Source organism: Robiginitalea sp. SC105 (assembly GCF_014243345.1).
Lineage (GTDB): Bacteria > Bacteroidota > Bacteroidia > Flavobacteriales > Flavobacteriaceae > Robiginitalea.
Map to the genome: position 1 here is coordinate 167,129 of NZ_JACLZF010000002.1, position 25,732 is coordinate 192,860.

General features: G+C 54.5%; 20 protein-coding genes. 9 read left to right on the forward strand and 11 right to left on the reverse strand.

Translation table 11 applies throughout. The annotated features are described in order from the left end of the window. Window positions 1-61: 61 nt before the first annotated feature. The 4 genes from H7F20_RS09915 (at window position 62) to H7F20_RS09930 (ending at window position 6,592) form a co-directional block, all read left to right on the forward strand. Entirely contained in the window at window positions 62-2,608 is a 2,547-nt protein-coding gene (locus H7F20_RS09915) for a PQQ-dependent sugar dehydrogenase (RefSeq protein WP_185786027.1), read from the forward strand. Window positions 2,609-2,664: 56 nt separating this feature from the next. Further along, window positions 2,665-4,233 carry a glycogen synthase gene (locus H7F20_RS09920; RefSeq protein WP_185786028.1) on the forward strand — a complete coding sequence of 523 codons (1,569 nt, stop codon included), beginning with the start codon at window positions 2,665-2,667 and terminating at the stop codon, window positions 4,231-4,233. 91 nt (window positions 4,234-4,324) lie between these two features. Further along, window positions 4,325-5,611 carry a citrate synthase gene (locus tag H7F20_RS09925; RefSeq protein ID WP_185786029.1) on the forward strand — a complete coding sequence of 429 codons (1,287 nt, stop codon included), beginning with the start codon at window positions 4,325-4,327 and terminating at the stop codon, window positions 5,609-5,611. Between the two features lie 66 nt (window positions 5,612-5,677). Beyond that, a complete protein-coding gene (locus H7F20_RS09930) occupies window positions 5,678-6,592 on the forward strand; it encodes a dimethylarginine dimethylaminohydrolase family protein (protein WP_185786030.1) in 915 nt (304 codons plus the stop codon). 65 nt (window positions 6,593-6,657) lie between these two features. Here the strand turns inward: H7F20_RS09930 and H7F20_RS09935 are convergent, their stop codons facing one another. Together H7F20_RS09935 and H7F20_RS09940 are read right to left on the reverse strand one after the other, a co-directional pair. Continuing rightward, window positions 6,658-7,791, reverse strand: a complete 1,134-nt coding sequence (locus H7F20_RS09935) for a serine hydrolase (protein ID WP_185786031.1) — start codon at window positions 7,789-7,791, stop codon at window positions 6,658-6,660. 123 nt (window positions 7,792-7,914) lie between these two features. Beyond that, a complete protein-coding gene (locus H7F20_RS09940; protein WP_185786032.1) occupies window positions 7,915-8,739 on the reverse strand; it encodes a LytTR family DNA-binding domain-containing protein in 825 nt (274 codons plus the stop codon). A 110-nt stretch (window positions 8,740-8,849) separates the two neighbouring features. Here H7F20_RS09940 and ctlX point away from each other — a divergent pair, with 110 nt between their 5' ends. Next, complete coding sequence (gene ctlX / locus H7F20_RS09945) at window positions 8,850-9,779, forward strand: citrulline utilization hydrolase CtlX (RefSeq protein ID WP_185786033.1); 930 nt, start codon at window positions 8,850-8,852, stop codon at window positions 9,777-9,779. Between the two features lies 1 nt (window position 9,780). On the opposite strand, the gene H7F20_RS09950 is transcribed toward ctlX, so the two are convergent. Continuing rightward, complete coding sequence (locus H7F20_RS09950; RefSeq protein WP_185786034.1) at window positions 9,781-11,208, reverse strand: SDR family oxidoreductase; 1,428 nt, start codon at window positions 11,206-11,208, stop codon at window positions 9,781-9,783. Next, window positions 11,205-11,654, reverse strand: a complete 450-nt coding sequence (locus H7F20_RS09955) for a hypothetical protein (protein ID WP_185786035.1) — start codon at window positions 11,652-11,654, stop codon at window positions 11,205-11,207. Before H7F20_RS09955 ends, H7F20_RS09950 begins: the two co-directional genes overlap by 4 nt. Window positions 11,655-11,789: 135 nt before the next feature. Here H7F20_RS09955 and argS point away from each other — a divergent pair, with 135 nt between their 5' ends. Further along, window positions 11,790-13,574, forward strand: coding sequence for an arginine--tRNA ligase (gene argS, locus H7F20_RS09960; RefSeq protein WP_185786036.1), 1,785 nt, complete (start codon window positions 11,790-11,792; stop codon window positions 13,572-13,574). A gap of 65 nt (window positions 13,575-13,639) precedes the next feature. Here the strand turns inward: argS and H7F20_RS09965 are convergent, their stop codons facing one another. Together H7F20_RS09965 and H7F20_RS09970 are read right to left on the reverse strand one after the other, a co-directional pair. Beyond that, the gene (locus H7F20_RS09965; RefSeq protein ID WP_185786037.1) at window positions 13,640-14,410 is read right to left on the reverse strand and encodes a DUF6090 family protein; all 771 of its coding nucleotides are present in this window, start codon (window positions 14,408-14,410) and stop codon (window positions 13,640-13,642) included. A gap of 131 nt (window positions 14,411-14,541) precedes the next feature. Then, entirely contained in the window at window positions 14,542-15,282 is a 741-nt protein-coding gene (locus tag H7F20_RS09970; protein ID WP_185786038.1) for a bacteriorhodopsin-like, read from the reverse strand. Between the two features lie 115 nt (window positions 15,283-15,397). Here H7F20_RS09970 and H7F20_RS09975 point away from each other — a divergent pair, with 115 nt between their 5' ends. Continuing rightward, entirely contained in the window at window positions 15,398-16,276 is an 879-nt protein-coding gene (locus tag H7F20_RS09975) for a Brp/Blh family beta-carotene 15,15'-dioxygenase (protein WP_185786039.1), read from the forward strand. Here H7F20_RS09975 and H7F20_RS09980 read toward each other — a convergent pair. The 4 genes from H7F20_RS09980 to H7F20_RS09995 form a co-directional block, all read right to left on the reverse strand. Then, the gene (locus tag H7F20_RS09980) at window positions 16,267-18,834 is read right to left on the reverse strand and encodes a TonB-dependent receptor plug domain-containing protein (protein WP_185786040.1); all 2,568 of its coding nucleotides are present in this window, start codon (window positions 18,832-18,834) and stop codon (window positions 16,267-16,269) included. The genes H7F20_RS09975 and H7F20_RS09980 overlap by 10 nt on opposite strands. Then, complete coding sequence (locus H7F20_RS09985; protein ID WP_185786041.1) at window positions 18,815-19,726, reverse strand: FecR domain-containing protein; 912 nt, start codon at window positions 19,724-19,726, stop codon at window positions 18,815-18,817. Before H7F20_RS09985 ends, H7F20_RS09980 begins: the two co-directional genes overlap by 20 nt. A gap of 141 nt (window positions 19,727-19,867) precedes the next feature. Further along, complete coding sequence (locus H7F20_RS09990) at window positions 19,868-20,356, reverse strand: hypothetical protein (protein ID WP_185786042.1); 489 nt, start codon at window positions 20,354-20,356, stop codon at window positions 19,868-19,870. A gap of 210 nt (window positions 20,357-20,566) precedes the next feature. Further along, window positions 20,567-21,064 carry an RNA polymerase sigma factor gene (locus H7F20_RS09995; RefSeq protein ID WP_185786043.1) on the reverse strand — a complete coding sequence of 166 codons (498 nt, stop codon included), beginning with the start codon at window positions 21,062-21,064 and terminating at the stop codon, window positions 20,567-20,569. 122 nt (window positions 21,065-21,186) lie between these two features. Between H7F20_RS09995 and H7F20_RS10000 the strand changes: the two genes are divergently transcribed. Continuing rightward, window positions 21,187-22,959 carry a hypothetical protein gene (locus H7F20_RS10000; protein WP_185786044.1) on the forward strand — a complete coding sequence of 591 codons (1,773 nt, stop codon included), beginning with the start codon at window positions 21,187-21,189 and terminating at the stop codon, window positions 22,957-22,959. Between the two features lie 51 nt (window positions 22,960-23,010). Then, window positions 23,011-23,484: a hypothetical protein gene (locus H7F20_RS10005; protein WP_255444058.1), complete on the forward strand. Its 474-nt coding sequence runs from the start codon at window positions 23,011-23,013 to the stop codon at window positions 23,482-23,484. Window positions 23,485-23,643: 159 nt separating this feature from the next. Here the strand turns inward: H7F20_RS10005 and H7F20_RS10010 are convergent, their stop codons facing one another. Next, window positions 23,644-25,707: a tetratricopeptide repeat protein gene (locus H7F20_RS10010; protein ID WP_185786045.1), complete on the reverse strand. Its 2,064-nt coding sequence runs from the start codon at window positions 25,705-25,707 to the stop codon at window positions 23,644-23,646. Between the last annotated feature and the right edge of the window lie 25 nt (window positions 25,708-25,732).

Consider the following 25,732-nt stretch of genomic DNA (forward strand, 5'->3'; position numbering starts at 1 on the left):
AGACTTTATACGATCTCGTTACTTATTTAGTTTATGTAGTAGATCAGCCACATTTGTGAACATGAAATTAAATGCAATTTCCCCCTGCAATGATTTATGGAGTAGGTATTGCACCTTCATAAGTTGTTTTATTCTGATTTTGCAGTTCGGGACTATTGGAGGCCAGGAGTTGCCGCAGGGATTTTCGATTGTGCGTGTAACTTCTGGAGTTGAAAATGTTAGCTGTTTTGCCTTTCTGGATGATGATTCCATTTTGATTGCAGAGCAGGACGGAGACATTTTTCTTTATAAGGAAGGCGTTCTTTACCCCGATCCTATCGTACGAATACCAACGATCATTGCAGCTTCTGGAGGTGACCGAGGCCTGGTTGGAATAGCGATCGATCCGGATTTCCCGAATTCCCCCTATATCTACTTAACCTATACAGTTGAGGCGGCTACACACAATCGCGTTTCCCGGTTTGTTTTCGAAAACGACCGTATCGATTTAAGTTCAGAGCAAGTACTTCTGGAACTTAGTCCCATTTATTCCAAATGGCATGTTGGTGGCGCAATCGTTTTTGACTCCAAAGGATTCCTTTACACAACAACCGGAGATAATAGTACCCCGGATAATGCACAGGACATGAACACTACCCACGGAAAGGTTCTTCGTATCCACAAAGACGGACGCGTGCCCACCGACAATCCGTTTTATGGCGGAGGGGAAGTCCAGAACCTCATTTGGTCCCTTGGGTTGCGCAATCCATATACCATGGCCATCAATCGGGAAGATGGTCTGATTTTTGTCAACGACGTGGGTAAAACGGGTTCGGAGGAAGTTAATGACGCTTCCGAGCCAGGAAGAAATTTTGGTTGGCCGATCTACGAAGGTTATCCGGTGGCTGAGGATGCTCAGTATTATCCGCCATCCTATGCCTATTCACACAACACGGCGGATAACGACAGCACGGGTGTGGCTATAACAGGCGGAGCATTTTATAACCCCAGAATTTCAAATTATCCGGAAATTTACAGGGACAAGTATTTTTTTCTGGAATTCGGGAACCAATGGATCAACACCATTGATGCACAAATAGATGGCCACGATGATCACGGTCACTACCATGATTTGAGCCCCACCAGGGAAACCTTTGGCACACAACTGCCAAAAGGGGGAATTTATCTGCAGGTGGGTCCGGATGGGAATCTCTATTATTTCAGTCGGATTGATAACATACTTTATAAAATAATTTTCTATGATGGAGAAGCGCCCATCATTTTGGAGCAGCCGGAGAACTCCGTAACTATGATTGGAGAGAGAACCAGGTTTTCCATTAACGCTGTAGGTGCGGGGGAATTACACTATGAATGGTATCGAGAGGGGAACCGGATCAATAGTGCTCCGGACCGGAGTTCATATAGTTTTGGTGATACCCAGGAAAGTCGCGCCGGTAACTATCAGGTACGTGTATACAATGAATTTGGTGAAATATGGAGTGAGACTTTTTCGCTCGAGGTGATTCCATTCAACTACAAACCGATCGTCAAAATAGATGCACCAAACGAGGATTACTTGTATCGGGCAGGGGAGACACTAATGTTCGAAGCCAGTGCAACCGATCCGGAAGAAGGAGTCCTGCCGGATTCTCGTTTTGAATGGTTCCTCGATTTTCACCACGACGATCATATTCACGATGCACCGGCAGTGGCACTCCAGGTCTCTAGTGGGTCCCTCGAACTACCAGATGTGGGGGAAACTTCAGCAAATGTCTGGTACGTCCTACGAGTGCGTGTGCATGATGAATTAGGCCAGGAGTCCAGTGATACGGTTGCCATCTATCCCCGGAAATCTGAAATTTCGTTCCGGACGGAACCCCCAGGGCTTGAAATTTCGATTGACGGACCAGCATATCAGACCCCGCTCACACAGGAATTTGTCGAATCCCTTCGCCTGCCTGTTAGTGCTGAAGAACAGGAAATAGCAGGAGAGGAAGGAATATATGTTTTGACCGGTTGGTCGGCGACTGTTGAGGACGGGCATTATCGTATTCCTGAAGAAAACGCAGAATTAATTGCATACTTTTCAAAGTGTATGGCACCAGAAGCCGTTAATGCGCTGACCTATGAATTTACAGATAACCAGGTAATGCTCAGATGGGACATGGACGATGCAGCCTGTACGCAGTCCTTTATTATTGAAGATGCAAACAGCGGGCAGATATATAATGTCGACCGGTTAGTTGACACAAACAATTTCACTTATCTAGTCCCTTCAGAATTAGTGGCCGGAAGCCAGTATTCCTTCCGTATTAAATCGATAAATGGTGCAGGTGAATCTGATTGGAACTCCGTACAGTTTAAATTTCAGGGAAGTGTGAAACCCGAAAAATATATGGTATCGCCTATCCCGGCCTCTGAGTATATAGAAATCGGGGGCATTGACCCGGAAAGGAACTACAACTTGGAATTGTACAGTTATTCCGGGCAGTTTATTTCAACGGATGGAATTTGGAAGGTTGTAAATGACCTTATCGAAGTGAATGTGTCCTGGTTGAAAACGGGTATTTATTTCCTGATTATCGATGACGGGGATTCCAAAAAATCCCTTAAGGTATTGATCCGATAATCCTCGGGAGAAGATCCGATTACTTGTCCGTAACCCACTTTTAATAAAACCTTCACTTGAACCGATTCTTATTTGTCGCGGCTGAAAACGATGGGATCCCTAACTGCAAGGCCGGGGGGATGGGGGACGTGGTGCGGGACGTGCCCCGGCAGATTGCTGCCCGGGGCGATGAAGCCCACGTGGTGGTACCCGCCTACGGGAGGTTGCACGGCAACGGCACCCTGGTGCGGGTGCTGGAGGTGCCCCTGCGCGGCCGGCTTTATGAGATCAGCATCTATCGCGTACCAGGCAAAAAGGATATTCCGGGGGTTTCCCACTATGTACTGCACCACCCGGAGATCACTGCAGGAGATATTGCGCACATCTACCACAACGATCCGGAAGAACCCTTTTATTCGGATTTTATCAAGTTTGCCATTTTCTGTACTGGGGTGGGGGCTGCCCTCAGGGACGGTGTTTTCGGGGCCGTGGATGTGGTGCACCTGCACGACTGGCACACCAGCCTCTTGTTGTTCCTCCGGGAATACCATCCGCAGTTCCTGTCGCTCCGGGAAATCCGGTTTGTCTACAGCATCCACAACCTGGCCATTCAGGGGATACGCCCCTTTGGAAACAACCACGCCTCCCTGGATACCTGGTTCCCCGGCCTGGACTACGAAACCCGGGCCCTCAGCGACCGGCGCTACCCGGACTGCATCAACCTGATGGCGGTGGGGATCCGCCTGGCCGATGCCGTGCACACGGTTTCGCCTTCGTACATGGAAGATATCCAGAAACCGAGCTCGCCCCCGGAATTTATCGGGGGGGAAGGCCTGGAAGCCGACCTGGTTCGGGCAAAGAAGGAAAAGCGGCTCTTTGGCATCCTCAACGGCTGCAATTATGACAGCATCCGGACGGTGGCCCCGGGCCGGCTCTTCCCCAATACCATCCGGGCCTTGTTCGGGTGGCTGCAGGAGGAATCCAAGAAATACAAGGCGGACTTCCTGGCCCATACGGGCGAGAAGATCGTACGGCTGATGGATGCCCCGCCCGACTTTATCTGTTCCAGCGTCGCCCGGCTGACCGAGCAGAAATTCTACTTCTTCAAGAAGAGTCCCGAATGCCTGGAGCACCTGCTCGGGCAACTCGAATCCGTCAACGGGATTTTCCTGTTGCTGGGTACCGGGGACCCCGTATACGAAGAGCTGTTCCGGAAAATGAGTTACAAACACCCCAACTTCATCTTTACCAACGGGCAATCCGAGGACCTGATCGATTCCATCTACCTGGAAACCGACCTGTACCTGATGCCGAGCCAGTTCGAACCCTGCGGGATCAGCCAGATGCTCGCCATGCGCAACGGGAACCCCGTTCTGGCCCACGCAACCGGCGGCCTGAAGGATACCATCCGCCATTTGGAAACCGGCTTCCTCTTTGACGGGGATACCTACGAGGAAAAAATCGGTGGGTTGCAGACCGTTTTCGGGCTGGCCCTGGACATGTACCGCAACGAGCCCGGCAAATGGCGGGAAATCCGGGAAAATGCCCGGAAGACGCGGTTTACGTGGGCAGATTCGGTAGCTGCCTACTACGGAAAACTCTATCGGGTTCCGGCCGCTGCAAAAAAGGCCTCCAAACTCCGTTAAGGATACCCTAAAACGATGGATGGCGATTGTTAAAAAGGGGGCTTTTTCGTAGTTTTACAAGACCTGCTAACGAAACCCTTAAACCGAACAAATGTCAGACAAAGCGAGTATTTCATTCAATGGCAAGACCTATGAGTTTCCCGTGGTAGAGGGAACGGAGGACGAAATTGCCATCGATATCAAGACCCTGAGGAGCGCCTCGGGCATTATTACCCTGGATCCCGGTTTCAAGAACACCGGTTCCTGCGAAAGTGCGATCACCTTCCTCGACGGGGAAAAGGGCGTGCTTCGCTACCGGGGATACTCCATCGAAGAGCTGGCAGAGAAAGCAGATTTCCTCGAAGTGGCCTACCTGCTTATTTTCGGGGAGCTACCCAACAAGGATGAGCTGGAAAAATTCCACAAGGATATCAAGGCCGAGTCCCACGTGGATGAGGAAATGAAGAAAATCCTGGACGGTTTCCCGAAATCGGCCCACCCGATGGGGGTGATCTCCTCCCTTACCAGCGCGCTGATCGCCTTTAACCCTTCCTCGGTCAACGTTTCCTCCAAGGAGGATATGTACCACGCCATCGTGCGCCTGCTGGCGAAGTTTCCGGTCCTGGTGGCCTGGACCCACCGCAAAAAGATGGGCCTGCCGCTGGATTACGGGGACGATTCCCTGGGTTACGTGGAGAACATCCATAAAATGATGTTCAAGCGCCCCAACCGGGAATACCACCGCAATGCCGTTGCCATCAACGCCCTCGATAAATTGCTCATCCTCCATGCGGACCACGAACAGAATTGCTCCACGTCCACCGTGCGCATTGTGGGATCCTCGCATGCCGGCCTGTTTGCATCCATCTCCGCAGGTATCTCGGCTCTCTGGGGGCCGCTGCACGGGGGCGCCAACCAGGCGGTACTTGAAATGCTCCAGGCCATCGAGGCAGACGGGGGCGATACCAAGCGCTATATGGCCAAGGCCAAGGACAAGGACGACCCCTTCAGGCTGATGGGCTTCGGGCACCGGGTCTACAAGAATTTTGACCCCCGGGCACGGATCATCAAGAAGGCGGCCGACGAGGTGCTGGCAGATCTCGGAATCGAAGACGCGATCCTGGACATCGCCAAGGGCCTTGAAAAGGAAGCCCTGGAAGACGACTACTTCGTAAAGCGGAAGCTCTATCCCAACGTGGACTTTTACTCAGGCATCATTTACCGCGCACTGGGAATCCCCGTGGAGATGTTCACCGTGATGTTCGCACTGGGCCGCCTGCCCGGCTGGATTGCCCAATGGCGGGAAATGCGCCTGCGGGGGGAACCCATCGGGCGCCCGCGCCAGGTATATATAGGGGAGAACCAACGACCCTTCAAGGAATTGAGCCAGCGCAAGTAGCACAGGCAAGCAATTCCGGGGGCCGCAGTCAGGCCCCCTTTTTATATCCCGTATTACGCTACAACTATGTTGGAACTGAATATCAAGGACGAAACGTCCCCCCTGAAGGCAGTGGTTCTGGGAACGGCTGCCAGCAGCGGCCCCGTGCCCAAACCGGAAGCCGCCTACGACCCCAAGTCCCTGCAGCATATCCTGGCCGGCACCTACCCGGACGAGGCGGACATGGTCCGGGAAATGGACGGGTTTGAGGCAGTCCTGAAAAAACATGGGGCCCGGGTTTTTCGCCCCGAGGTCATCGCGGATTGCAACCAGATCTTTTCCCGGGATATCGCCTTTGTGGTCGACGACAAACTGGTGGAGGCCAATATCCTCCCGGATAGGGACAGGGAATTCGAAGCGATCGTACACGTCCTTGAGCAGGTGGGCCCGGGCCAGCTCCTGGTACCCCCGGATGAAGTCCATGTGGAGGGCGGGGATGTGATGCCCTGGAAGGAGTTCCTCTTTGTGGGTACCTACACGGCACCGGATTACCCCCGTTACATTACCGCGAGGACCAACCGCGCGGCTGTCGAATACCTCCGGGAGGCATTTCCCAACCGGGAAGTGCGGGCGTTCGAATTGCGCAAGCACAACAAGGACCCGCGCAAGAATGCGCTGCACCTGGATTGCTGTTTCCAGCCGGTGGGTAACGACCTTGCCATCCTTCACCGGGACAGCTTCCTGAACCCGGCCGATTTTGAATGGCTCCGGGCGTATTTTGGGCCGGACAACATCCTGGAGATCACCACGGAGGAGATGTACCGGATGTTCAGCAACGTCTTTTCCATCTCCCCCGAAGTGGTGGTCAGCGAACAGGGCTTTACCCGCCTGAACGACTGGCTGGAATCCAGGGGACTCACCGTGGAGCGGATCCCGTACGGGGAAGTGGGCAAACAGGGGGGGCTGCTGCGCTGCAGCACGCTGCCACTGGCCCGCGGGTGAGGAAAAGGTGCAAATCACGGAAATATCGCGGGAAGCCCTGATGGCCATCCGGGCGCGAACCCGGGTCAATCGGTAAAAAGTGCCAGCAACAAGTTCATTTGCAGGTCCTCGTTCGCCCTGCGGATCGGGGAATCCATCATGGTATTGAAGTTGGTAGCCAGAAATACAATGGCATCCAGATCCGGCAGGTACAGTAGGACGCATCCTGCCCCGACGCCACCTCCCGAATGCCCTATCGCATAGGTTACGTCCAGGTCGTACCGGGCAAGGCCCAGGCCGTAAACCGGATCCCCGTTCTCATTGGTCACCCAATCCTGCATGAGTTTCAGGGTCCCGGGCTTGAGGATCTTCCCAAGGACGAGCGCTTTCAGGAAATCCACGGCATCGCGTGTAGAAGCTACCAGGCCGTCATCGCCCTTCATGGAAGCGACATTGGCCCGTTGCAGTATGGAAATGTCCACTGGTTTTCCTTCCAGTAGTACATCCCAGTAGGAACTGGTGATCCCCTCAATATCCATGTAATTGGTGCCATCCAGGATGTGGGTTTGCTGTAATCCCTGGGGTTTCAGGATATGGGTCTTCATGTAGTGCCGGTGGTCCCCGGTTATTTGGTCCGCGATCAGCGCAAGCAATGCGTAGTTCGTGTTCCGGTACGCGTACCGGCTGCCCGGCGCAAAGTCCATCGGGTGTCCCGAGATATACGGAAGCATTTCCTCCGGGCTCAGGACCTGGCGAGGATCCTGAATAATCCGGGAAACCAACCTGGGTTCCGTACTGTACTCCGGCAGGCCCGACGTATGGTTCAGCAGCATGCGCACGGTCACTTTTTCGATTCCGTCCAGTTGCTCGAGCCAGGGATAGTTCAGGTAGCGGGTAATCGGATCCTCCAGGTCAATCTGTCCCCGTTCCTCAAGGTGGAGGATGGTGACGGCCATGTAGAGCTTGCTGACGCTTTGCAGGTAAAACAGGTTGTCCGGTGTAAGTGGTGCGACCGTTCCGAGGTTTGACACACCTTCTGCATGGCTCCAGTATCCCGTTTCCCTCGTGTAGACGGTCAGGGCAAGTCCCGGGATTCCCTGGGAGATGTGCTTTTTCATCACCGATTTTACAGCTTCTTTCCGGGCCTCTGGGAAATTTCCGTCTTGGGAGTATACCCCGGCGCTCACTATCAGCCCCATGGCCAGCATAAGATATTTCATGACAATGCTTTTACTATTGTTTCGGCAGTAAAATTGCAGTATAACCGGGTACCTGGCCCGGTTCATGGGCGGGTAAAATCATGAAGTGCACGAATTATCACCTTGAAATGTTGACCTTGCAGTTCATACCCGTTCAATTGCCATGCCCAGCCATTCCTTGAATGCAGGGGCCGTAAGTCGGCTTACCCCGGGCAGATCGGGGAGCCGGGAACCCGGCCGCAATTCCAATACCAGTTTGCCGTATTCCTGCTTGCGGTATCCCAGGATGAGGCGCCGGTTGATAATGTACTTGCGGTTGACCCTGAAAAAATCCGTATCCGGTACCAGGGGTTCAATACGGTTCAGGGAGCGTTCCAGGGCAAAGGTTTCCCCTTCCAGGGTTTGCAGGTAGGTCTGTCCTTCATCCGAATAGAAGGCGGCGATTTCAGCAAAAGGCAGTCGGGCGACACGCGCGCCGCGCTGCACCTGGAAACCGCTCGATTTCAGGTTGCGTTCGCGCTCCCTGAGCTGCCTTACTTCGCGCAACTGGTCGTAAAAATAGAGCCCCGTATAAATGCCGTTGATCACGAGGATCCAGATAAAGAAGATAAACAGGTTGTAAGTGTAGAAGCTTCGTGGGAGCGGCTTGTCCCAATAGAGGGCATTGACGCCTTCGGTAGCCCCGATGGTAAATGCCAGAACAAGTGCGTTGGTCAGGCCGATCTGCACAGCGAGCCGGCGGGCCAGGCCGTTCTCATACCTCATGGTTCGGTCCAGTCTACGGATCACAGTGCGAATGATCCACCAGGAGATGTAGCCGGATACCGTATCGATGGTATAGGTGGCCACAGTGTACCAGTCCCATCGGATGACCGAATAGGTCAGATGGTAATTGATGGTGTTGATAACGGGGATCAAAACCACCGCCAGCAGGACATCGTTGTATTTGCCGAGATATCTGCCCAGCATCTTTCCGTAGGCTTTTGTTTAAAGATAGTTGACCCCGCAAGATGTTACAAATTCTATGGAGTTTTGGTTGGGGAAATACCTACTTTTACCCTCGAATTTCAAGTTCCCATATGCAGATTACCGACTCCATACTGATGATCCGCCCGGTGCAGTTCCGGATGAACGAGCAAACGGCCGTCAATAACTTTTTCCAGGAGGACCTGAGCCTGAGCAATGCGGAAATCAACCGTCGTGCCCAGGAGGAGTTCGACACCTTTGTGGACGTTTTGAGGGATGCAGGCATCCATGTGACCGTGGTCGAGGACCGGTTGGAAACGGACACCCCGGACTCCATTTTCCCGAATAACTGGATCTCCTTCCACGCCAGCGGCCTGGTGGTAATCTATCCGATGTATGCAGTGAACCGCCGGCGGGAAAGGCGGGAGGATATCTTTGACCGCCTGGAGTCGGAAGGCTTCGTCATTCGGGAGGTAGTTGATTATACCTCGGCCGAGGCGGACGGGATCTTTCTGGAGGGCACGGGGAGCGTCGTGCTGGACCGGGTAAACCAAAAAGCGTATTGTGCACTTTCGGACCGGGCCGATGAAGGCCTGCTCATTGAATTCTGCGAGGACTTTGAGCTCCTGCCGGTGATCTTTACCGCCAACCAGTCTGTCGATGGGGAGCGCAAACCCATCTACCACACCAACGTGATGATGTGCATTGCCGAGGACTTTGCAGTGATCTGCCTGGAGTCCATCGATGACCGGAAGGAGCGCAAACTGGTGGCGGACCAGCTGCATGCCGACGGCCGGGAGCTGATCGAGATCACCGAGGCACAGGTGCATGCCTTTGCGGGCAACATGATCCAGTTGTGCAACCGGCAGGGCGAACGGTTGCTGGTCATGAGCAAAAGCGCCCATGATTCGCTGACCGCGGCACAGGTAGCGGCCATTGAGAAATCCTCCCGGATTGTTTCGAGCCCCCTGGAAACCATTGAGACCTGCGGTGGCGGCAGCGCCCGCTGCATGATTGCCGAGGTGTTCCTGCCAAAGGCCTAGGTCACTTGCTTTTGGCGATGTTTCTGATCATCCCCCCGAAGATAAAATAGTGGAAGGGCAGGATGCTGTACCAGTAAAGCCTGCCTTTGAGGCCCCTGGGCCGGAAGGTGGCGTTCTGGTGCAGGACGTTGTCAGAGTCGATGCGGAATTCCAGCCAGGCTTCGCCGGGCAGTTTCATCTCTGCAAACAGCAGCAGGCGGGCCTTCTCCCGGTCGGCCAGGAGTACTCTCCAGAAATCCAGGGAATCCCCGGTAAATATCTTGTCCGGGTGGGTGCGCCCCCTTCGGAGCCCGACGCCCCCGCCGAGTTTGTCCATGAATCCCCGGATTTTCCACAACCAGTTCATGTAGTACCAGCCGGTTTCCCCCCCGATCCTCCAGATATTGTCCAGAACGGCTTCCCGGTCTTCGATCCGGAGTTGTTTTTTATCGGTCAGCACCCCGTATTTGGGTACCTGTATGTATTTTTCGAGCTGCTGGTTGAACCGGCCGCTGACCATGCTGTCCTTCCAGCTGCTGACCACCAGGTTCTGCTCGATTTTCTTGAAGGCCATGTCGATGGCCTGCTCGTAGGTATGGGTTTCGATGCCCAGCAGGTCCTGGAGCTTCCGGTCGCGCGCCACGACCTCCATTTTCATGCTGTCCACCAGGTTTACCGCCAGCTTATAGGAGGTGGAAGTCACAAAATACAACCAGTAGGACGACAGCTTCGGGGTCATTACCGGAACGGTGAAAATCCAGTTTTTAAAACCTCTTACCCGGGCATAGCCCTGCAGCATTTCCTTGTAGGAGAGTACGTCCGGGCCGGCAATATCGTAGGAGTGCCCCAGGGTTTCCGTACGTCCCAGCACCCCGGTGAGGAAGCGGATGACATCCCGGATCGCGATGGGCTGGGTCTTTGTCAGCACCCATTTGGGCGTGATCATCACGGGTAGTTTTTCACAGAGGTCGCGGATGATTTCGAAGGAGGCACTGCCCGAACCCACGATGATCCCGGCCCGCAGCACGGTCAGCTCAAACGGCCCGGAGTAGAGGATCTCTTCGACCTGTTTTCGGGAACTCAGGTGTTTGGAAAGCTCGTCATTGTTTACGATCCCGCTGAGGTAGATTACCTGCGACGGGCGCGCTGCTTCCATGTACTGGTTGAAATTCCGGGCAGCCTGGGCCTCCAGCCTGTCAAAATCCCCGGTGGAGGAACTCATGGAGTGAATCAGGTAATAGGCGGCGTCCAGGCCTTTTGGCATCTTCCCGGGCTCGGGTTCTTTCAAAAAGTCGATTTCCACGATTTCGATCCGTTCCTGGATTTCGGCATCCACGGACAGCCGGTTTTGGTCGCGGACCGCGCAGACCACCTGGTGCCCTGCATCCAGCAGTTGCGGAAGGAGCCGCATGCCTATGTAGCCGTTGGCCCCGGTCAGCAGTATCTTCATGGTTTCGGGGATCCTTGGGCCGGGGGGTCGGGCGGTCCGGGCGGGTGCTGGTCCGCCTTGTGCCCCAGCATTTTCACAAAGAATTTCTGAATGGCCTTGGTATCGGCCTGCACGCGGATAAAATGGTGGTCCACATGGATGGTGTAGACCCCCAGGTCCCCCTTGTAGAGGGTCAGTTTATACCAGGGGATGATGAGCCCATAGGTTTCCAGCAGCGACCGGAACCTCAGGATGATCCCCCCCGGGCGCAGTTCAATATTGCAGGAATCCCGGTTGTTGTCAAGCAGGAGCAGGTTCCGGATCTCGATGCTCGCGCCCAGGATAAAGAGTTTCGGGGACCCGATCCCCTTCATGGCCCATCGCTGTTTCAGGGTAAAGGGTTTGCCCACCAGGTCGTCGATGCGGCGGTCCAGTTCCCGGTTGTTGTAGGACACATTAACCAGCATGTCCCGGGTGTAGACTTTTCATAGCAAAATTTTCCCATAAAGGTAGCCAAATAGGCCGGGGATTTGAAACCCGTGTACCGGGCTGGGCGAAACCCAATGGTTTTGTGTAATTTTGCGGCTTGTAAAGCAAGTGATATGCCTCTGGAAAGCCTATTGACCCGGGGAGTCCGGGAAGCCGTTGCCGCCCACTTCGATGTGGAGCTGGACTCCGTTGAATTACAGCCTACCCGCAAGGAATTCGAAGGCGATATCACCGTGGTGGTATTCCCGATGCTCCGGCAGGTCAAGGGCAACCCGGCCGCCATTGGCGAAGCTATCGGCGCCTACCTGACCCGCCACCTGGAAGAGGTAAGCGGGTACAATGTCATCAAGGGGTTTTTGAACCTGAACATCAGCGATGCCTGGTACCTCGGGTTTTTCGAAGGGATGCAGGAGCAAGACGATTACGGGTTCCACAGCGGGGCGCCCAGGGGTACGGTCATGGTGGAATACTCCTCCCCGAACACGAACAAGCCCCTGCACCTGGGGCATATCCGGAACAACCTGCTGGGCTATTCGGTGGCCGAAATCCTCAAAGCCGCGGGATACCGGGTATACAAGACCCAGATCGTGAACGACCGGGGCATCCATATCTGCAAGAGCATGCTCGCCTGGCAACGCTTCGGCAAAGGGGAGACCCCCCAGAGTACTGGCCTGAAAGGGGACAAGCTGGTGGGCAACTATTACGTCGCCTTCGACAAGGCGTACAAGGAGGAAATTGCCGAACTGGTGGCCGGAGGCATGGACGAGAAGGAAGCTGCCCGCCAGGCCCCCATCCTGCTGGCGGCCCAGGATTTGCTGCGCCGCTGGGAGGCGGGGGACCTGGAAGTGGTGGCCCTGTGGGAGCGGATGAATGGCTGGGTGTACGAGGGCTTTGAGCAGACCTACCGGAACCTGGGGGTGGATTTCGACAAGCTCTACTACGAAAGCGATACCTACCTCCTGGGCAAGGATGTGGTGGCCGAGGGCCTGAAGAAAGGGGTTTTTTACAAAAAGGATGACGGCAGTGTCTGGATCGACCTCACCGATGAGGGGTTGGACGAAAAGATTGTCCTCCGCTCGGACGGCACGGCGGTGTACATGACCCAGGATTTCGGGACGGCCATCCAACGGGTGGCGGATTACCCGGATATTACCGGGATGGTATACACCGTGGGGAACGAACAGGATTATCATTTCAAGGTGCTGTTCCTGATCCTCCAAAAGCTTGGGTATTCCTGGGCCAACCACCTGTACCACCTCAGCTATGGCATGGTGGACCTGCCAAGCGGGAAGATGAAGAGCCGGGAAGGGACCGTTGTGGATGCAGACGACCTGATGGACGAGATGGCGGCTACCGCAGAAGCCATCGGGGAGGAAATGGGCAAGCTGGACGGCTACACCCCGGAGGAGAAGGCCGCCCTGTACCACGAGATCGGCATGGGGGCGCTCAAGTATTTTATCCTGAAGGTAGACCCCAAAAAGCGGATCTTGTTCGACCCGGAGGAGTCCGTGGATTTCCAGGGGAATACCGGGCCCTTTATCCAGTACACCTATGCGCGCATCCAGTCCATCCTCCGGAAGGCCGACTTCGCATACGACACTCCCGTTTCCGGGCTGAAGCTGGGGGAGTTGCACGAGAAGGAAAAACAATTGCTGAAGGACCTGGTCGATTTTCCGGAGGTGGTCCGGCAGGCCGCAGCACAGTACAGCCCCGCCCTGGTGGCCAATTACGTCTACGACCTGGTGAAGGATTTTAACTCCCTTTACCAGCAGGTTTCCATCCTGGGCGAAGAAGACCCGGACCACCGGGCCTTCCGGGTACAACTCACCGAGCAGGTGGGGATTGTGGTAAAACGGGGTTGCTCCCTGTTGGGTATCGAGGTCCCGGAACGCATGTAGGCAGGGCCGCCGCAGCGGCACCTATTGTCTTCCGGGCACCCCGGATACCCGGATACCCGGAAATCCTATTCCACTCTGGATTTTTCAATCAGCGCCAGGATCGCATCGATTTCCTCCAGCAACGGCTGGTAATGCATTTTTTCGGTATAAACGGACGTCAGGATAAAGATCAGCACATTGTTTTCAAAGGCGGGCGAATCCAGCAGCGGCAGGTTGGACCCCGGGTCCGCGCTGGGGAGGAGGCCCAACTCCCCGGAAGCCACCCCGGTGTTTTCGAAAATACTCCGGATGCTTCCAGTGCCTTCCCGTGCCACGTCCAGGACGCGGTACCGTTGCTCCCGCAGGCTGGTTTCCTGCTGGCGGATGCGCTCTATGCGGGCACTCCAGGAAGTCAGGTGTTTGCGGAGCTCCGTATCGCCGAGCAGTTCCATGCGCCCGGCATTGAGCATTTCCTGCAGGAGGGAATTGTTCGGGTTGTAGGCGAGATCGTCGGAGAAGGCCTGAAAAAGCAACACCGCGAGTTCGCTCTCGCTGAGGACCGAATCGGGACTGGCGATCGCATCGGCAATTACCCTGGCCCGGCTATAGGTCTGGCGGTTAACCTCTACCAGGATTTCCAGTTTGGCCCGGCTTTGCTCAAACTCTGCCTGCAGGCCTCCCAGGTAGAATTGTTCGCGCTGCCGGCGCTGGGAATCCTCGTTCGCATTGCTGATCCAAAGGGCAATCAGGATCCCGATTACGATGAGGATTACTTCCCCCAGTGCGTAGAGCAGGTAGTGACTGAAATTCTTTTTTTCCAACAGGTTCCGGCGGGCGCGGCGAAGCAGGCTGAGCATGGCAAAACGGTATTGATCCTACAGGAATTCGGAACTAAAAGTAACAGATTTTCTGTTAGGTCCCGGAGCAGCCCACCCAAAATAAAAAGCCCCCGCAAAGCGGGGGCCTTTCCTGGTCAATCAGGTTGGGATCAGGCTGCAGCTTTCTCCCCTGAGGAAGCCATTGTAGCCAGGTTGTAGACCACCAGTCCGAAACCGATTTTGTTGATGGCGTCGCCGATGTTGTAGATCACGTCCATGTTCAGGCCGCTGAACCACCCCTCGTACCATCCCGGAGTCCCGGCCATATAGCCCAGGGGGTAGATGGCCCATCCGACCAGTACGAACCAGCAGAGGGTTTTGTGGGCCTTGAGGACGGCACCACCAGCGTTCTCGGCCAGTTTTTTGGCCTCGCCGAACCAGATGATGTAAACGATCGCGAAATAGGCAATCCCCGAGACAAGCCCCCAGAACCAGGCGGCGTCACGGTAGACGGCCTCCCCGAAGTACCCGGTGACCAGCATGATGACCGAAAGGGCGATGAGTTTCCACATCAGGGATTTTTTGGCCCCGGCCACGCGCAGGATCAGGAAGAATTCCACGCACATGAGCGGCACGGTCAGTACCCAGTCCACATAACGGAAGAACGTGGGCGACTCCATATTGGTTGCCCAATAGTCGCGCATGTACCAGTAGTGGACGGCGGCGATAAACGTAATCAACCCCGATACGAGGATGGAGGTACGCCATTTCCGGTCGAACTGGTTCATGGATAAAAAGAAGAAGGCCGCAGCGGCCATCATGGCCATACACCCTACAAAAAAGGTAAAGCCTACATAATCATCCGGGGCCATCTTGGCCACGAGTGAAAGGTTGGTAATAAGATTTCCCATAGTAATTTTTATTTAGAATGTTTAAGTAAATATAACATTGCTTAAACAATTAACGTTTAAAAAAAATCATAAATTATTAAACATTTTGTATTTTTAAGGGATTTAAATTTCCGATATGCGAAATTTCCTGGTACCGATTACTTTTTTCTGCCTCTGGATTTCCGGATTCTTTGACGACCAGGCCCAACAGGCCCTGGCCCTGGTCCTGATTTTCAGTTTCGGGATCCTGCACGGGTCCAACGACCTGCTGATCCTCAATCATTTAAAGGATGGGCCAAAGCGCCCGGGACGCAATTTTCGCCTGTTGTCCCTGTACGTCCTGTTTGTGGTCGGGATTGCCTGCTTTTTTTATTTCCTGCCGGCCCTGGCCCTCTGCAGCTTTATCCTGTACAGTGCGTTTCATTTCGGGGAGCAACATTGGGTAGGCCGGCTGGAAAGGGATTCGTGGATTCACCAGGCCCTGTTTGTCAGCTACGGCCTGACCATCCTCCTGCTGCTTTTCTCCCTGCACGCCGGGGCATCTTCGGAAATCATGCAGGAGATCAGTGGGGTCCGGGTATCGGAGACGGTGTTTATCTGGGCGGGGACAGTTGCGTTTACGTCCTTCCTGGGGCTTACCTTAATGGCGTACCCCTGGAGGCGGTGGATCCGGGTAATCCCGGCCGAATTGTTCCTCCTTGCGGTGTTTTTCGTGGTGTTCAGGACGGCGAGCCTCCTCTGGGCATTTGCCATCTATTTCATCCTGTGGCATGCCCTGCCTTCCCTCATGGACCAGGTGCGGTTGCTCTACGGCAGCATCAACCGCAAAAACAGCCTGAAATATTTGAACGCATCGGCGGTCTACTGGGGAGCAGCCCTGGGCAGCCTGGCGGTGGTCTATTTCTTTTTCCGGGATCCCTCTTTCGGGTTTTTGCCGCTTTTCTTCTCCTTCCTTGCCGCCATTACGTTCCCCCATGTATGGGTGATGAGCGGTTTGTACCGGGCTCAGAACTGAAGCCGGAAACTGATGTTGGGGGTAAGCCCCAGCGACAGGCTTTCCACCTTTTCCACTTCCCCCTGGTCGTTCAGGCGGTAATAAGTGTTGAGGATGTTGCGCCGGTTGGTCAGGTTGAGAACGGAGGCCCCCAGGGAAGCCTTCAGGCCCGCTGACAGGCGGAAGGCATACACCGCAGAGGCATCGGCCCGGAAGTACTCCGGCAAGCGGCTGCTGTTGGGGTCCGCAAAGTTCACCCGGTTGGGGAAAACCGTGTTGTCTACGGAATCAGGCGGGGGCTGGGGCTCGGTAAAGGGGCGCCCGGTGCGGTAGTTCACCCCGACCCCGACCTTCAGGTTACCTACGGTATAGTTCGTCCCCAGGCTCAGGGTGTGCCGGATATCGAGGTTATTTGGGAATTCCGGGGGGGCGAGGGCTTCAAACCGGTAATTGTTCTTGTTCCAGGAATAGCTCACCCAGCTGCTCCATGCCTCGCTTTTGTAATTCAGCAGGGCCTCCAGGCCATAAACCCGGTACCGGCCGAGTTCCCCGTTGAACTGGTATTCGTTCTGGAAGCCCTGGGTATCCGTATTGATCCCGTCCACATCCTTGTAAAACCCTTCCAGGCCGGCAATCCAGTGGCCCCGGTCGTAATGCAGCCCCAGGGAGGCCTGGCGGCTGGTTACCAGGGGCAGGGATTGGCCGTCTGCCAGGATCCAGCGCCTCTTTTCGATACCCAGGAAATTCTGTTCCAGGTCCACTTTCTGGAGGGTGGCCTGGTTCTTCATTTCACCCAGCAGGCTTACCGCCAGGTGGGGCACCGGCCGGTACTGCAGGTTGAGCCTGGGTTCCAGCCGGAAGCGGGAAAAATCATCCGGGTTGTTGAGGTAGTTCAGCCGGACCCCGGCGCGGGCGTCCAGGCGTCCGCCGGGCCCGGTATACTGCCATTCGGTAAATGCCGCATGCGTGTAGAGCACATCCTTGATCCGGCTAAGGAAGGGCGGTTGGTTTACCTCGGAATTGTTGGTGATCCCGGTCACCAGGAACTGGTAGCCGTATTGCCAGCTGAGCAAGTCGCTGAAGCGGAAGGTTGCACGGGTCTTCAGGGCGCTCTCCTCCACTTCGTTTGCCTGGGACAGCTCCTGTCCGCTTGCCTCCGTGGCATAAAAGGAATCCAGGATGTACCGGGTAAAATACCCGCTTACCTCAGTGGAAAAGGAGTCCGAAAATTCGCTGCTGAGCTTTCCGCCCAGTGCCAGGTTCGACTGGTCCAGGCGACTGTGGTTTTCCGTGCTGTCTGCAGCCAGCACTTCGGTATAGGCCAGGCGGTTCTCGATGTTGAGGGCACTTACGCGCAGTTTATGGCGGTCGTCTATGTCGTAGAGCAGTTTTCCGCTTAGGTCGTAAAAGTAGAAGTCTTCGTCCCGGTTGAGGAACCGGTCGGTGTTCTGCCCGCCCGGCCCGCTGACCTGGGTATCCTGGAAGGCCCGGTCAGAAAAGTTTGAGTAGGTGGGCGTATTGAGGAAATCCGTCACGGACCGCCGCCCGGAAACCTGTATCGCCAGCCGGTCCGTTACCGGGATATGCCCATAGGCGTCCCCGCTGAGGAGGTTGGCCCCGGCTCCCCCGAAATAGGTCCGCTCCACCGCGTCGTGGGTATGCATGCTGATGATGCCGCTCAACCCGTCGCCGTATCGGGCGCTTGTACCGTTTTTGATAATCTCCACCTGCTCCGTCAGGTAGGGGTTGAAGGCGGATATCAAACCGAAAAAATGCCCGGACTGATACATCCGGATCCCGTCCCACAAGAGCAGGTTCTGGTCATTGGTACCCCCGCGGATATTGATGTTAGACACGGTTTCATCCACGCTTTTGATGCCGGGCAGCGCCTGGATGGTCTGCAGTACATCCGGGTCCGTGAGCCCCGGCAGCACGCCGAATTCGGAGGTATTCATCAGGATGCTGCCATCTGCCTGCCGGCTGAGCCCGCTGGTCAGGAATTTATAGACGACTACCTCCTCCAGTTCCTGGTAGCGTACCGGCAATAGCAATGAGGAGCAGGGTTCCTGCCGTATGAGCTGCCCGGCACTTACAAACAGCGTTTTAAACCCCAGGTGGCGGATTCGCAGCGTTGCGTTCCGCGGGACGGACTCCAGGCGGAAGGACCCGTCGGGTCCGCTCAGAGTGGTAATTTCGGTGCCAAGGACCTCTACGGTGGCCCCGTCGATAGTAGATTCCTCAAAGTTGTCCAGGATGCGCGCGCAGATATCCACCAGGGGGCTCCTGGAGACCGTGTAGTAGCGGTCGTTCAGTTTTTCCACCCGTAACTGGGCCTGCTCGCGGAGTTCCTTCAGGATTTCGGGGAGGGTGGAACCCGGGGCGAGGGTTACCCGCAGGTCCCGGAGGTCTTCATCGGCGTAGGAAAAGGCGATGTCGTACTGTGCTTCGAGCTGCCGGAGCAGGCCAATCACATCCTGCTGTTCCGGCGTTTGCCCGCTGACCTGAAGGGGCGGGCAGGCGAGGAGCGTCAAAAGCAGGAGCATCCAGTGCAACCGGGCTTTACGGAGCGTTTTCGGCATATAAAAGCACTTTGTTCCCTTCCACTTCATATTTGAGCTGCATGGGGGCACTTATACTTTGTAACGCCAAATTCATATTTGTGTTGCTGATGGTTCCGGTATATCGCCTGGACAGGTCAACCCCCCGGGTTTCCACCTCCATATTGTACTGCCGGCGGAACTCATCGATTACGAAGGACATGGGCATGGAACGGAACGCGGTTTCGCCCCCTGTCCAGGAAGGAACTTCCGATTCCACGGTTTCAGATTTGAGGGCGGCTCCGCCTTCTACGCGGTAGGCGCTTCCGGCAGGCAATTCGATGGATTGGCCCTGGTGGTCAACCCGGACCAGTCCCTCGTAACAGGATACGATAAAGACGTCCCCGCGCTGCAGGACATTGAACTGGGTACCCAGGACGGTTACATCGCCGGATGCGGTTTCCACCGTAAAGGTCTTCCCTTTGGCCACCTTGAAAAAGGCTTCCCCGGAAAGCCGGACATGGCGCTCCCGGTCCCAGTTGTTTTTGCTGTAGGTAAGTTCGGTACCGGCATTGAGCAGCACCTCCGAGGCATCGGGTAAGCGGACTTCCTGCCGTTGGGCATAGGCGGCCTCTACGGAGGCATCCAGGGTATTGACATAGTAATACCCGGCTGCCAGCATCAGGATCACCGCGGCCGCGATGCTCAGCCAGCGCATGGCCGGTTGCAGCCGCACTACCTTGCCGCCGGTACCCGGGCGTGCCGATTTGACCCGGGCCAGTGCGGCTTCCGTATCAAAACCGGGGCCTTCCAGACGGGACGAAAACGAAGCAATGCGCTCGTAGGCCTTAAACTCGGGGGTTTCCCTGAAGGCCTTTAGTTCGGCATCCGAAAGCTCGCCGTTCAACCATTTTGCCAGATAATTCTCTTTCACGGTTTTATCCTTTATACCCCTTAAACAACTAACCCTCAGGATACCCTACCCGGATCGGCGGTTTTTTGAGGGATTTCGGTTAAAGATATTAAATATTCGGCGTAGCGTGGTTTTTCAGGAGTGTCAGGGGAGGGGCAAGGTTCAGTGGGCCGGGCGGAGGCCGGCAGTCATGCCCAGGTCGCGGAACATGGAGGAGAGTTCCTCCCGCATGCCCCTTTCGTACCGGGGATACATCAGGAAAAAAAGCGGTAGCCCGAGCAGCCCGAGCAGCGGATGCCGGAGCCGCAGCTCTTTCCCGAGTGCCTCGTAGAACCCGGTTTTATGGAAAAGTGCCAGTCCGAGGAAAGCCAGGAAGGCGATAAAACACACAGTGCAGAGCAGGATGCTGTACCAGTCGGGAGACGCTACCCAGGAACCAAAGGCAAGGGACAGGAACATCAGGTGGACCAGGAGGGCCATGCGGATACTGCGCCTGTAGCGGATAAAAGAAGCGATCACCCCCCGGAGCTGTTGCCCGGAAAGTCCCAATGAGGAATGCGCCGGCGCAAAACCGTTTTCCCGCAATTTGGCGGCAAGCTGCATCAGCTCGGAGAGCGTCAGGGCTTGTCGGCTTTTTTCGGGTGTTTTCATTTTCTGTGGGCTATCCCTTCTTCAGGAAATGGGTCCAGGGGATCCCCAAAGTAGGAATTTTTGGTCTCCTGCCCATTTCCGGACTCCTTTTATCGATTGATTTTCGGTGAATTGGGCGCTTTTACCGGGGAATGACCCAGGCAGTCGGCGGGAAGTCCTCAAACCGACTGGTCAGTTTGTAAGTTGCTGGCTATGAATAATTAACAGGTGTCAGATGCCGTCAATATCTTCCCGGAGCGATTTAAGCGCCTGGTGCATCCGCTTTTCGATTGCCTTCACGCTGACCCCTTCCAGTTCCGCAATCTGGGCATAGGTTTTCCCGTCGATCCTGTTGAGCAGGAAGGTCGTCCGCTGGTTTTCCGGGAGGGCCGAGAGGGCGGTTTCGAGTTTCTCCTTGAACTCCTGTTCTTCCAACAGGAATTCCGGGCTTTCCCGGGTCACATTCCCGCCGGGTTCCCGGTGTTTCAGCCGGACTTTTTCGGCCTTGATAACATTAAGGTATAAATTATTGGCAACTGTGGAGACAAAAGCACGGGCCTTTTCCGGAGTAACCTTGGCACAGTGCTCCCAGAGCTTGACAAAGGCTTCCTGCACGGCATCGTGGGCTTTCTCCTCGTTGCCGAATTTATAATATATGTAGTTGAAAATCGTTTTGGAATGGGCGCGGAAGATTTCGCTATATACCTGGTCGTCACAGACGTTGTCCATAGATATTCATTGATTGGTTGCCCCGGGTAATCCAAAGATATCCCAAAAAATTTAACAATCGGGTAGGGTAATCCAAAAGTTGGTTGTTATAATGGTAAATCGCATAATTAAACCAAATCGTTATGAAAAAGTTTTTGAACCTCCCAACCTACACACTGTTCCTGCTGGTGTTCCTGGCGTTTACGTCCTGTCAGTCGGAATTTGAAGAGGTGAACACCTCGGATACCCAGGGGGAATCCTTTTCGGCCGGTTCTTCAACAGCCCTGTTGATTGAAAATACGGTTACCCTCGACGGGTCTTTTGACAATATCGTCGACGGGGCCAGCTGTATCGCCCTGAATTTTCCCTACTCGGTGAATGTTAACGGGATCGATATCACCATCGATTCCCGGGAGGACCTCGAGCTCATAGAGGATATTTTTGATGAATTCGAGGAAGACAATGACTTCCTGGAAATCATCTTCCCCATCACCATTACCACCAAAGACCTGGATGAGGTAGTGATCAGTGGGCCTGAGGCACTTGCCGAACTGGTCCGCGATTGCGTGGAAGGCGGGGATGACGACGATATCGAGTGTATCGATTTCGTTTACCCGGTGACCTTTTTCACCTTTGACCTGAACAATACCCAGACCGGGCAGGTTTCAGTGGAGAACGATGAGCAACTGAAGCGCTTCCTCAAGGAGCGGGACGATAATGATATCATCAGCATCCAGTACCCCCTGACCCTGATCAAGTATGACGGCACGGAAGTACAGGTTTCCAGCAATGAGCAACTCGCAGCGGCCCTGACCATGGCCAGGGACCTTTGCGATGAGGATGACGACAACGATTACAACGACGACGATTTTGACGAGGAGCGTCTGGCAAACCTGCTGACCGAATGCCCCTGGCTGGTGCTGACCGTTGAGCGGGATGCCGCGAACCTGTCCGACCAGTACGATGCTTATAAGATGTTCTTCGGGGTCGATGGCGCCGTGGAGGTGAAGGATCGTGAAGGGAATACCCTGGTGGGCGAATGGAACCTGAGGATGTCCGACCGGGGCGTGCTGCTCCAGCTGAGCTTTGATACCCTGGTGGATTTCAACCTGACCTGGTTGGTCTACGAGATCGGCGATGGCAAGATCAAGTTGTATGCCGAAGGCGGCAACCGGATCATCATGAAGATTACCTGTGGCGACCCGGGATCCATCCTGCCCGGAACCCTGGGCGAGATCCTGCGCGAATGCAGCTGGATCATCAAAAAAGTCAAGAACCAGGGCGAGGAGATCGATCGCCTGCTCGGATACGAATTCCAGTTCCAGGCCGAAGGGGTGGTTACCCTGAGCAACGGCATCACCGTGAGCCAAGGTACCTGGGAAGTGGCAACCGGAGCGGAAGGCGGACTGGTACTGGCCATCTCCATGGGGGACGAGCCCGGAGTGAATTTTGAATGGCCGCTGCGCGACCTGGACGATAACCGCCTGAGGTTCGAAGTGCCTGAAATTGATTACGAACTGATCCTGGAGCGCGTTTGCCCCGGAACCATCGACGGGGACGTAGCTGAGATCAGCAACGTCCTGATGGGAGGCAACTGGACGGTGGCCGCCTACACGGAAACCTTCATGGGAGAAACACTGGATTTAAAAGCCGATTATGCAGGCTACGACTTCAGCTTCGGCGCCGAGCATATCCTGTCCGTCAGCACCAACATGGATCCGCTCAAGGACGGCCTCTGGCGGGTAATGCGCGACAGCGACGGGAAGATCAGGGTCTACCTGAACATGGGCGACGATGGGGATGTCCTGTCGGAATTCACCGAGGACTGGCATTTCTGGACGATGTCCGAGAACCGGATTGAGCTTAAGGACGTTAGCAGCGACGGCAAGGTAACGGTGCTGGTCTTTGAGAAATAATCCCCCGGCGGGAACACTGTATGAAACTGAAAATTAAATAATTACTCTATCATGAAAATCAAATCAATTTCCCTCGCCTTGCTGGCCCTGATGGCCCTGGCTGTGTCCTGCGATTCTTCGGATGACCCGGCGGATGGGAACCAGGTGGACGCTACCGAGTTGCGGGCCACGGTCCAGAGCGGACAATGGCAGGTCACCTATTTCTTCGATACGGACTCGGACGAGACCGCCGATTTCAACGGGTATGTCTTCACCTTTGCCACAGACGCCACGGTGACCGCGGTGAATGGCGCGATAGAGATCACAGGCGCCTGGTCGGTAACCATGGATTCCGGCAACTCCATGGATGACAGCCCCGATGATTCGGACGATGTGGATTTTAATCTGTCGTTCGCCTCGCCACCGGATTTTGCAGAGCTTACCGATGACTGGGATATCCTGGAATACTCGGATACTAGTATCCGGCTAACAGATGTCAGCGGCGGGAACGGAGGGACGGATTTCCTGACCTTTGAAAAGATTTAAGGCCTTTTTTGCCCCCAATCGGAAGGGTGGCTTCACGCAAGTGGAGCTGCCCTTTTTCTTTTTCCGGAGCCTTCACCAAATTTAATCCAGACAAAGCTCCGGATGCAATACCGCCTGGAGTGCCGGGCTTAGTCCTTCATAAATAAAGGTGTAAATTGATTATTCCGGAACAATGGTGTCTTCAGGCTGGGGCAGGTAATGTTTGCGCAGCCAATCCCGGTAGCGAGGCTCTGTGCGGTAGGGGTCAAAAACCGGATTTCCGTTATGTCCTCCACCGAAGCCAATGTTGATAGGGTGGTTCAGCCAGCGGTACATGGAGTCCCGCTCCCCTAAAGTGGCATATATCTGGACCAGGGGTCTGGGGTCCCAAACCTCTATCTCATCTTCATGAATTCTCTTAATGATTTCATGGACTTCATCTATCCTCCCCATCCGTGTCAGAATCAGGCATTTTGAATAGCTGTTCCACATCCCCTCATCAGTTCTGCCATTCATGATGCTTAAGGCTCTTTCGTAATCACCCTTATGGTAATAGTACCACCATCCGAGCACACGTTCAGGCTCCTCGATATTTTCCGGATCATCAATTCCAAGTAGCTCCAGGGCTTTATCAAAATGACCGAGCTGATATAATTGCTCTCTAATACGGCGTGCCGCCTCAATCCTTTCTTTCTCATTAGGGGCAAATTCCAGCGCTTTCAATTTGTATTCCATCCATTTATCACCTCTGTTCAATCCCCAATATACATCTGCTATTTCCCAATACAGCTGTGGATTCAGGCTGTCAGAATTAATTTTATCCAGGTAATAGGTAACGCGACTCCTTGCATCCCGGTGTCGGAGCACCTCCAAATTTCCTTCAAGTCGTTCAATGGGCCAGTAAAATGCGGTGTCGTTCTGTGATTCCAGATAAGTCTCCAGACCTTTTAAATCTCGACTTTGCCACATAATCCGTTCTTTCATCCAGATCACCTTTTCGGCAAAAGGATCAAGCTGGTAGGCTTTGTTGATATGTGAGAGGGCCCGATCCAAATCATATTCCCATTCCGCGCTGAGTGCCCAGGCATAATCCCAGAGGATATACACATTATTCGGATCCAAATCGAGGGCTGTGTCGTAATATTCCCTGGCCTTTTGTGAATCTCTCTTCCAACGCCAGTTATAGATACCCAACACCGCGTGGGCCAACGCGGATGTAGAATCTAATTGAAGAGCTTTTTCGGCATTTATGACCGACTCCTTCAGAAGTCCCTTGTTCGCATCAGCATACCAGGCCGCGTCAAAATTCTGGCATACGGCCAGGCCTGCATAGGCTTCGGCAAACTCGGGATCGAGTCGGATGGCTTCTTTAAAATGTTCAGATGCTTTCCGGTACAGATCCAATCCGTGAAGGTTATTGATCAACTTTTCTCCTTTGGCAAAACTTTCCCAGGCCTTTTCGTCCTGGGTGCCTTCACGGCTGAAAAATCCAAATTCTTCCTTTGTGACATTGACCTCGAGGGACTCGATGATTTGCTCGATCACCTTCTGGGATACCTGGTAATGCGATCCTTTTGGCACCATGAACTGCTCTGACCATACGACATCCCCATTTTCCTTTACCAACTGGAGGTCTATTAAAAAGAGGTTACCATTCATTCGGATCTCCCCGTCAAGTAAATAGTTAACCCTCAAATCTTCGGCTATCTCGGTAATCAGCTTTTCGGAATTCTGATACCGACTGGCCGATCGCATGGCTGTGGGACTTAGGTTTTTCACCCGGGAGATCTTGTTGCGGATGTCGGAGGCCAGACCGCTGCTGAACCAGTCAAAATTATTTTCGCCGATGAAGCGGGGGGGGAGAATGGCCACCGCGTACTGGGTGTCTTCGCGGATCTTCAAGCCAATGCCTCGGAAGGCGAATATGAGCCCCACCGCAACTATGGCGGCAAATACAAACGTGATGAACAAATTCTTGCGGGAACTTTTATCGGCAATTTCCCCGCCAGGTCCCGACACTCTTTCAAAACCCTTGAGGGTGATCTTGTATGCCCATGATATGAGAACCCAAATGGGCAGACCAATGGCCAGGATGATTATCAGGGTTTGGGAGATCCAGTCCGGGGCATTGAAGGTATCCAATACCACGGTTGATACCTCCAGCAGCACCCAGGCCACGGCCAGGTAGGCCAGGGTTTCCCGGATCACATTACGCCGCTTAAGTTCGTCCCAGAAATTGCTCATTTACTGCGTATTAAACGTGATCTAA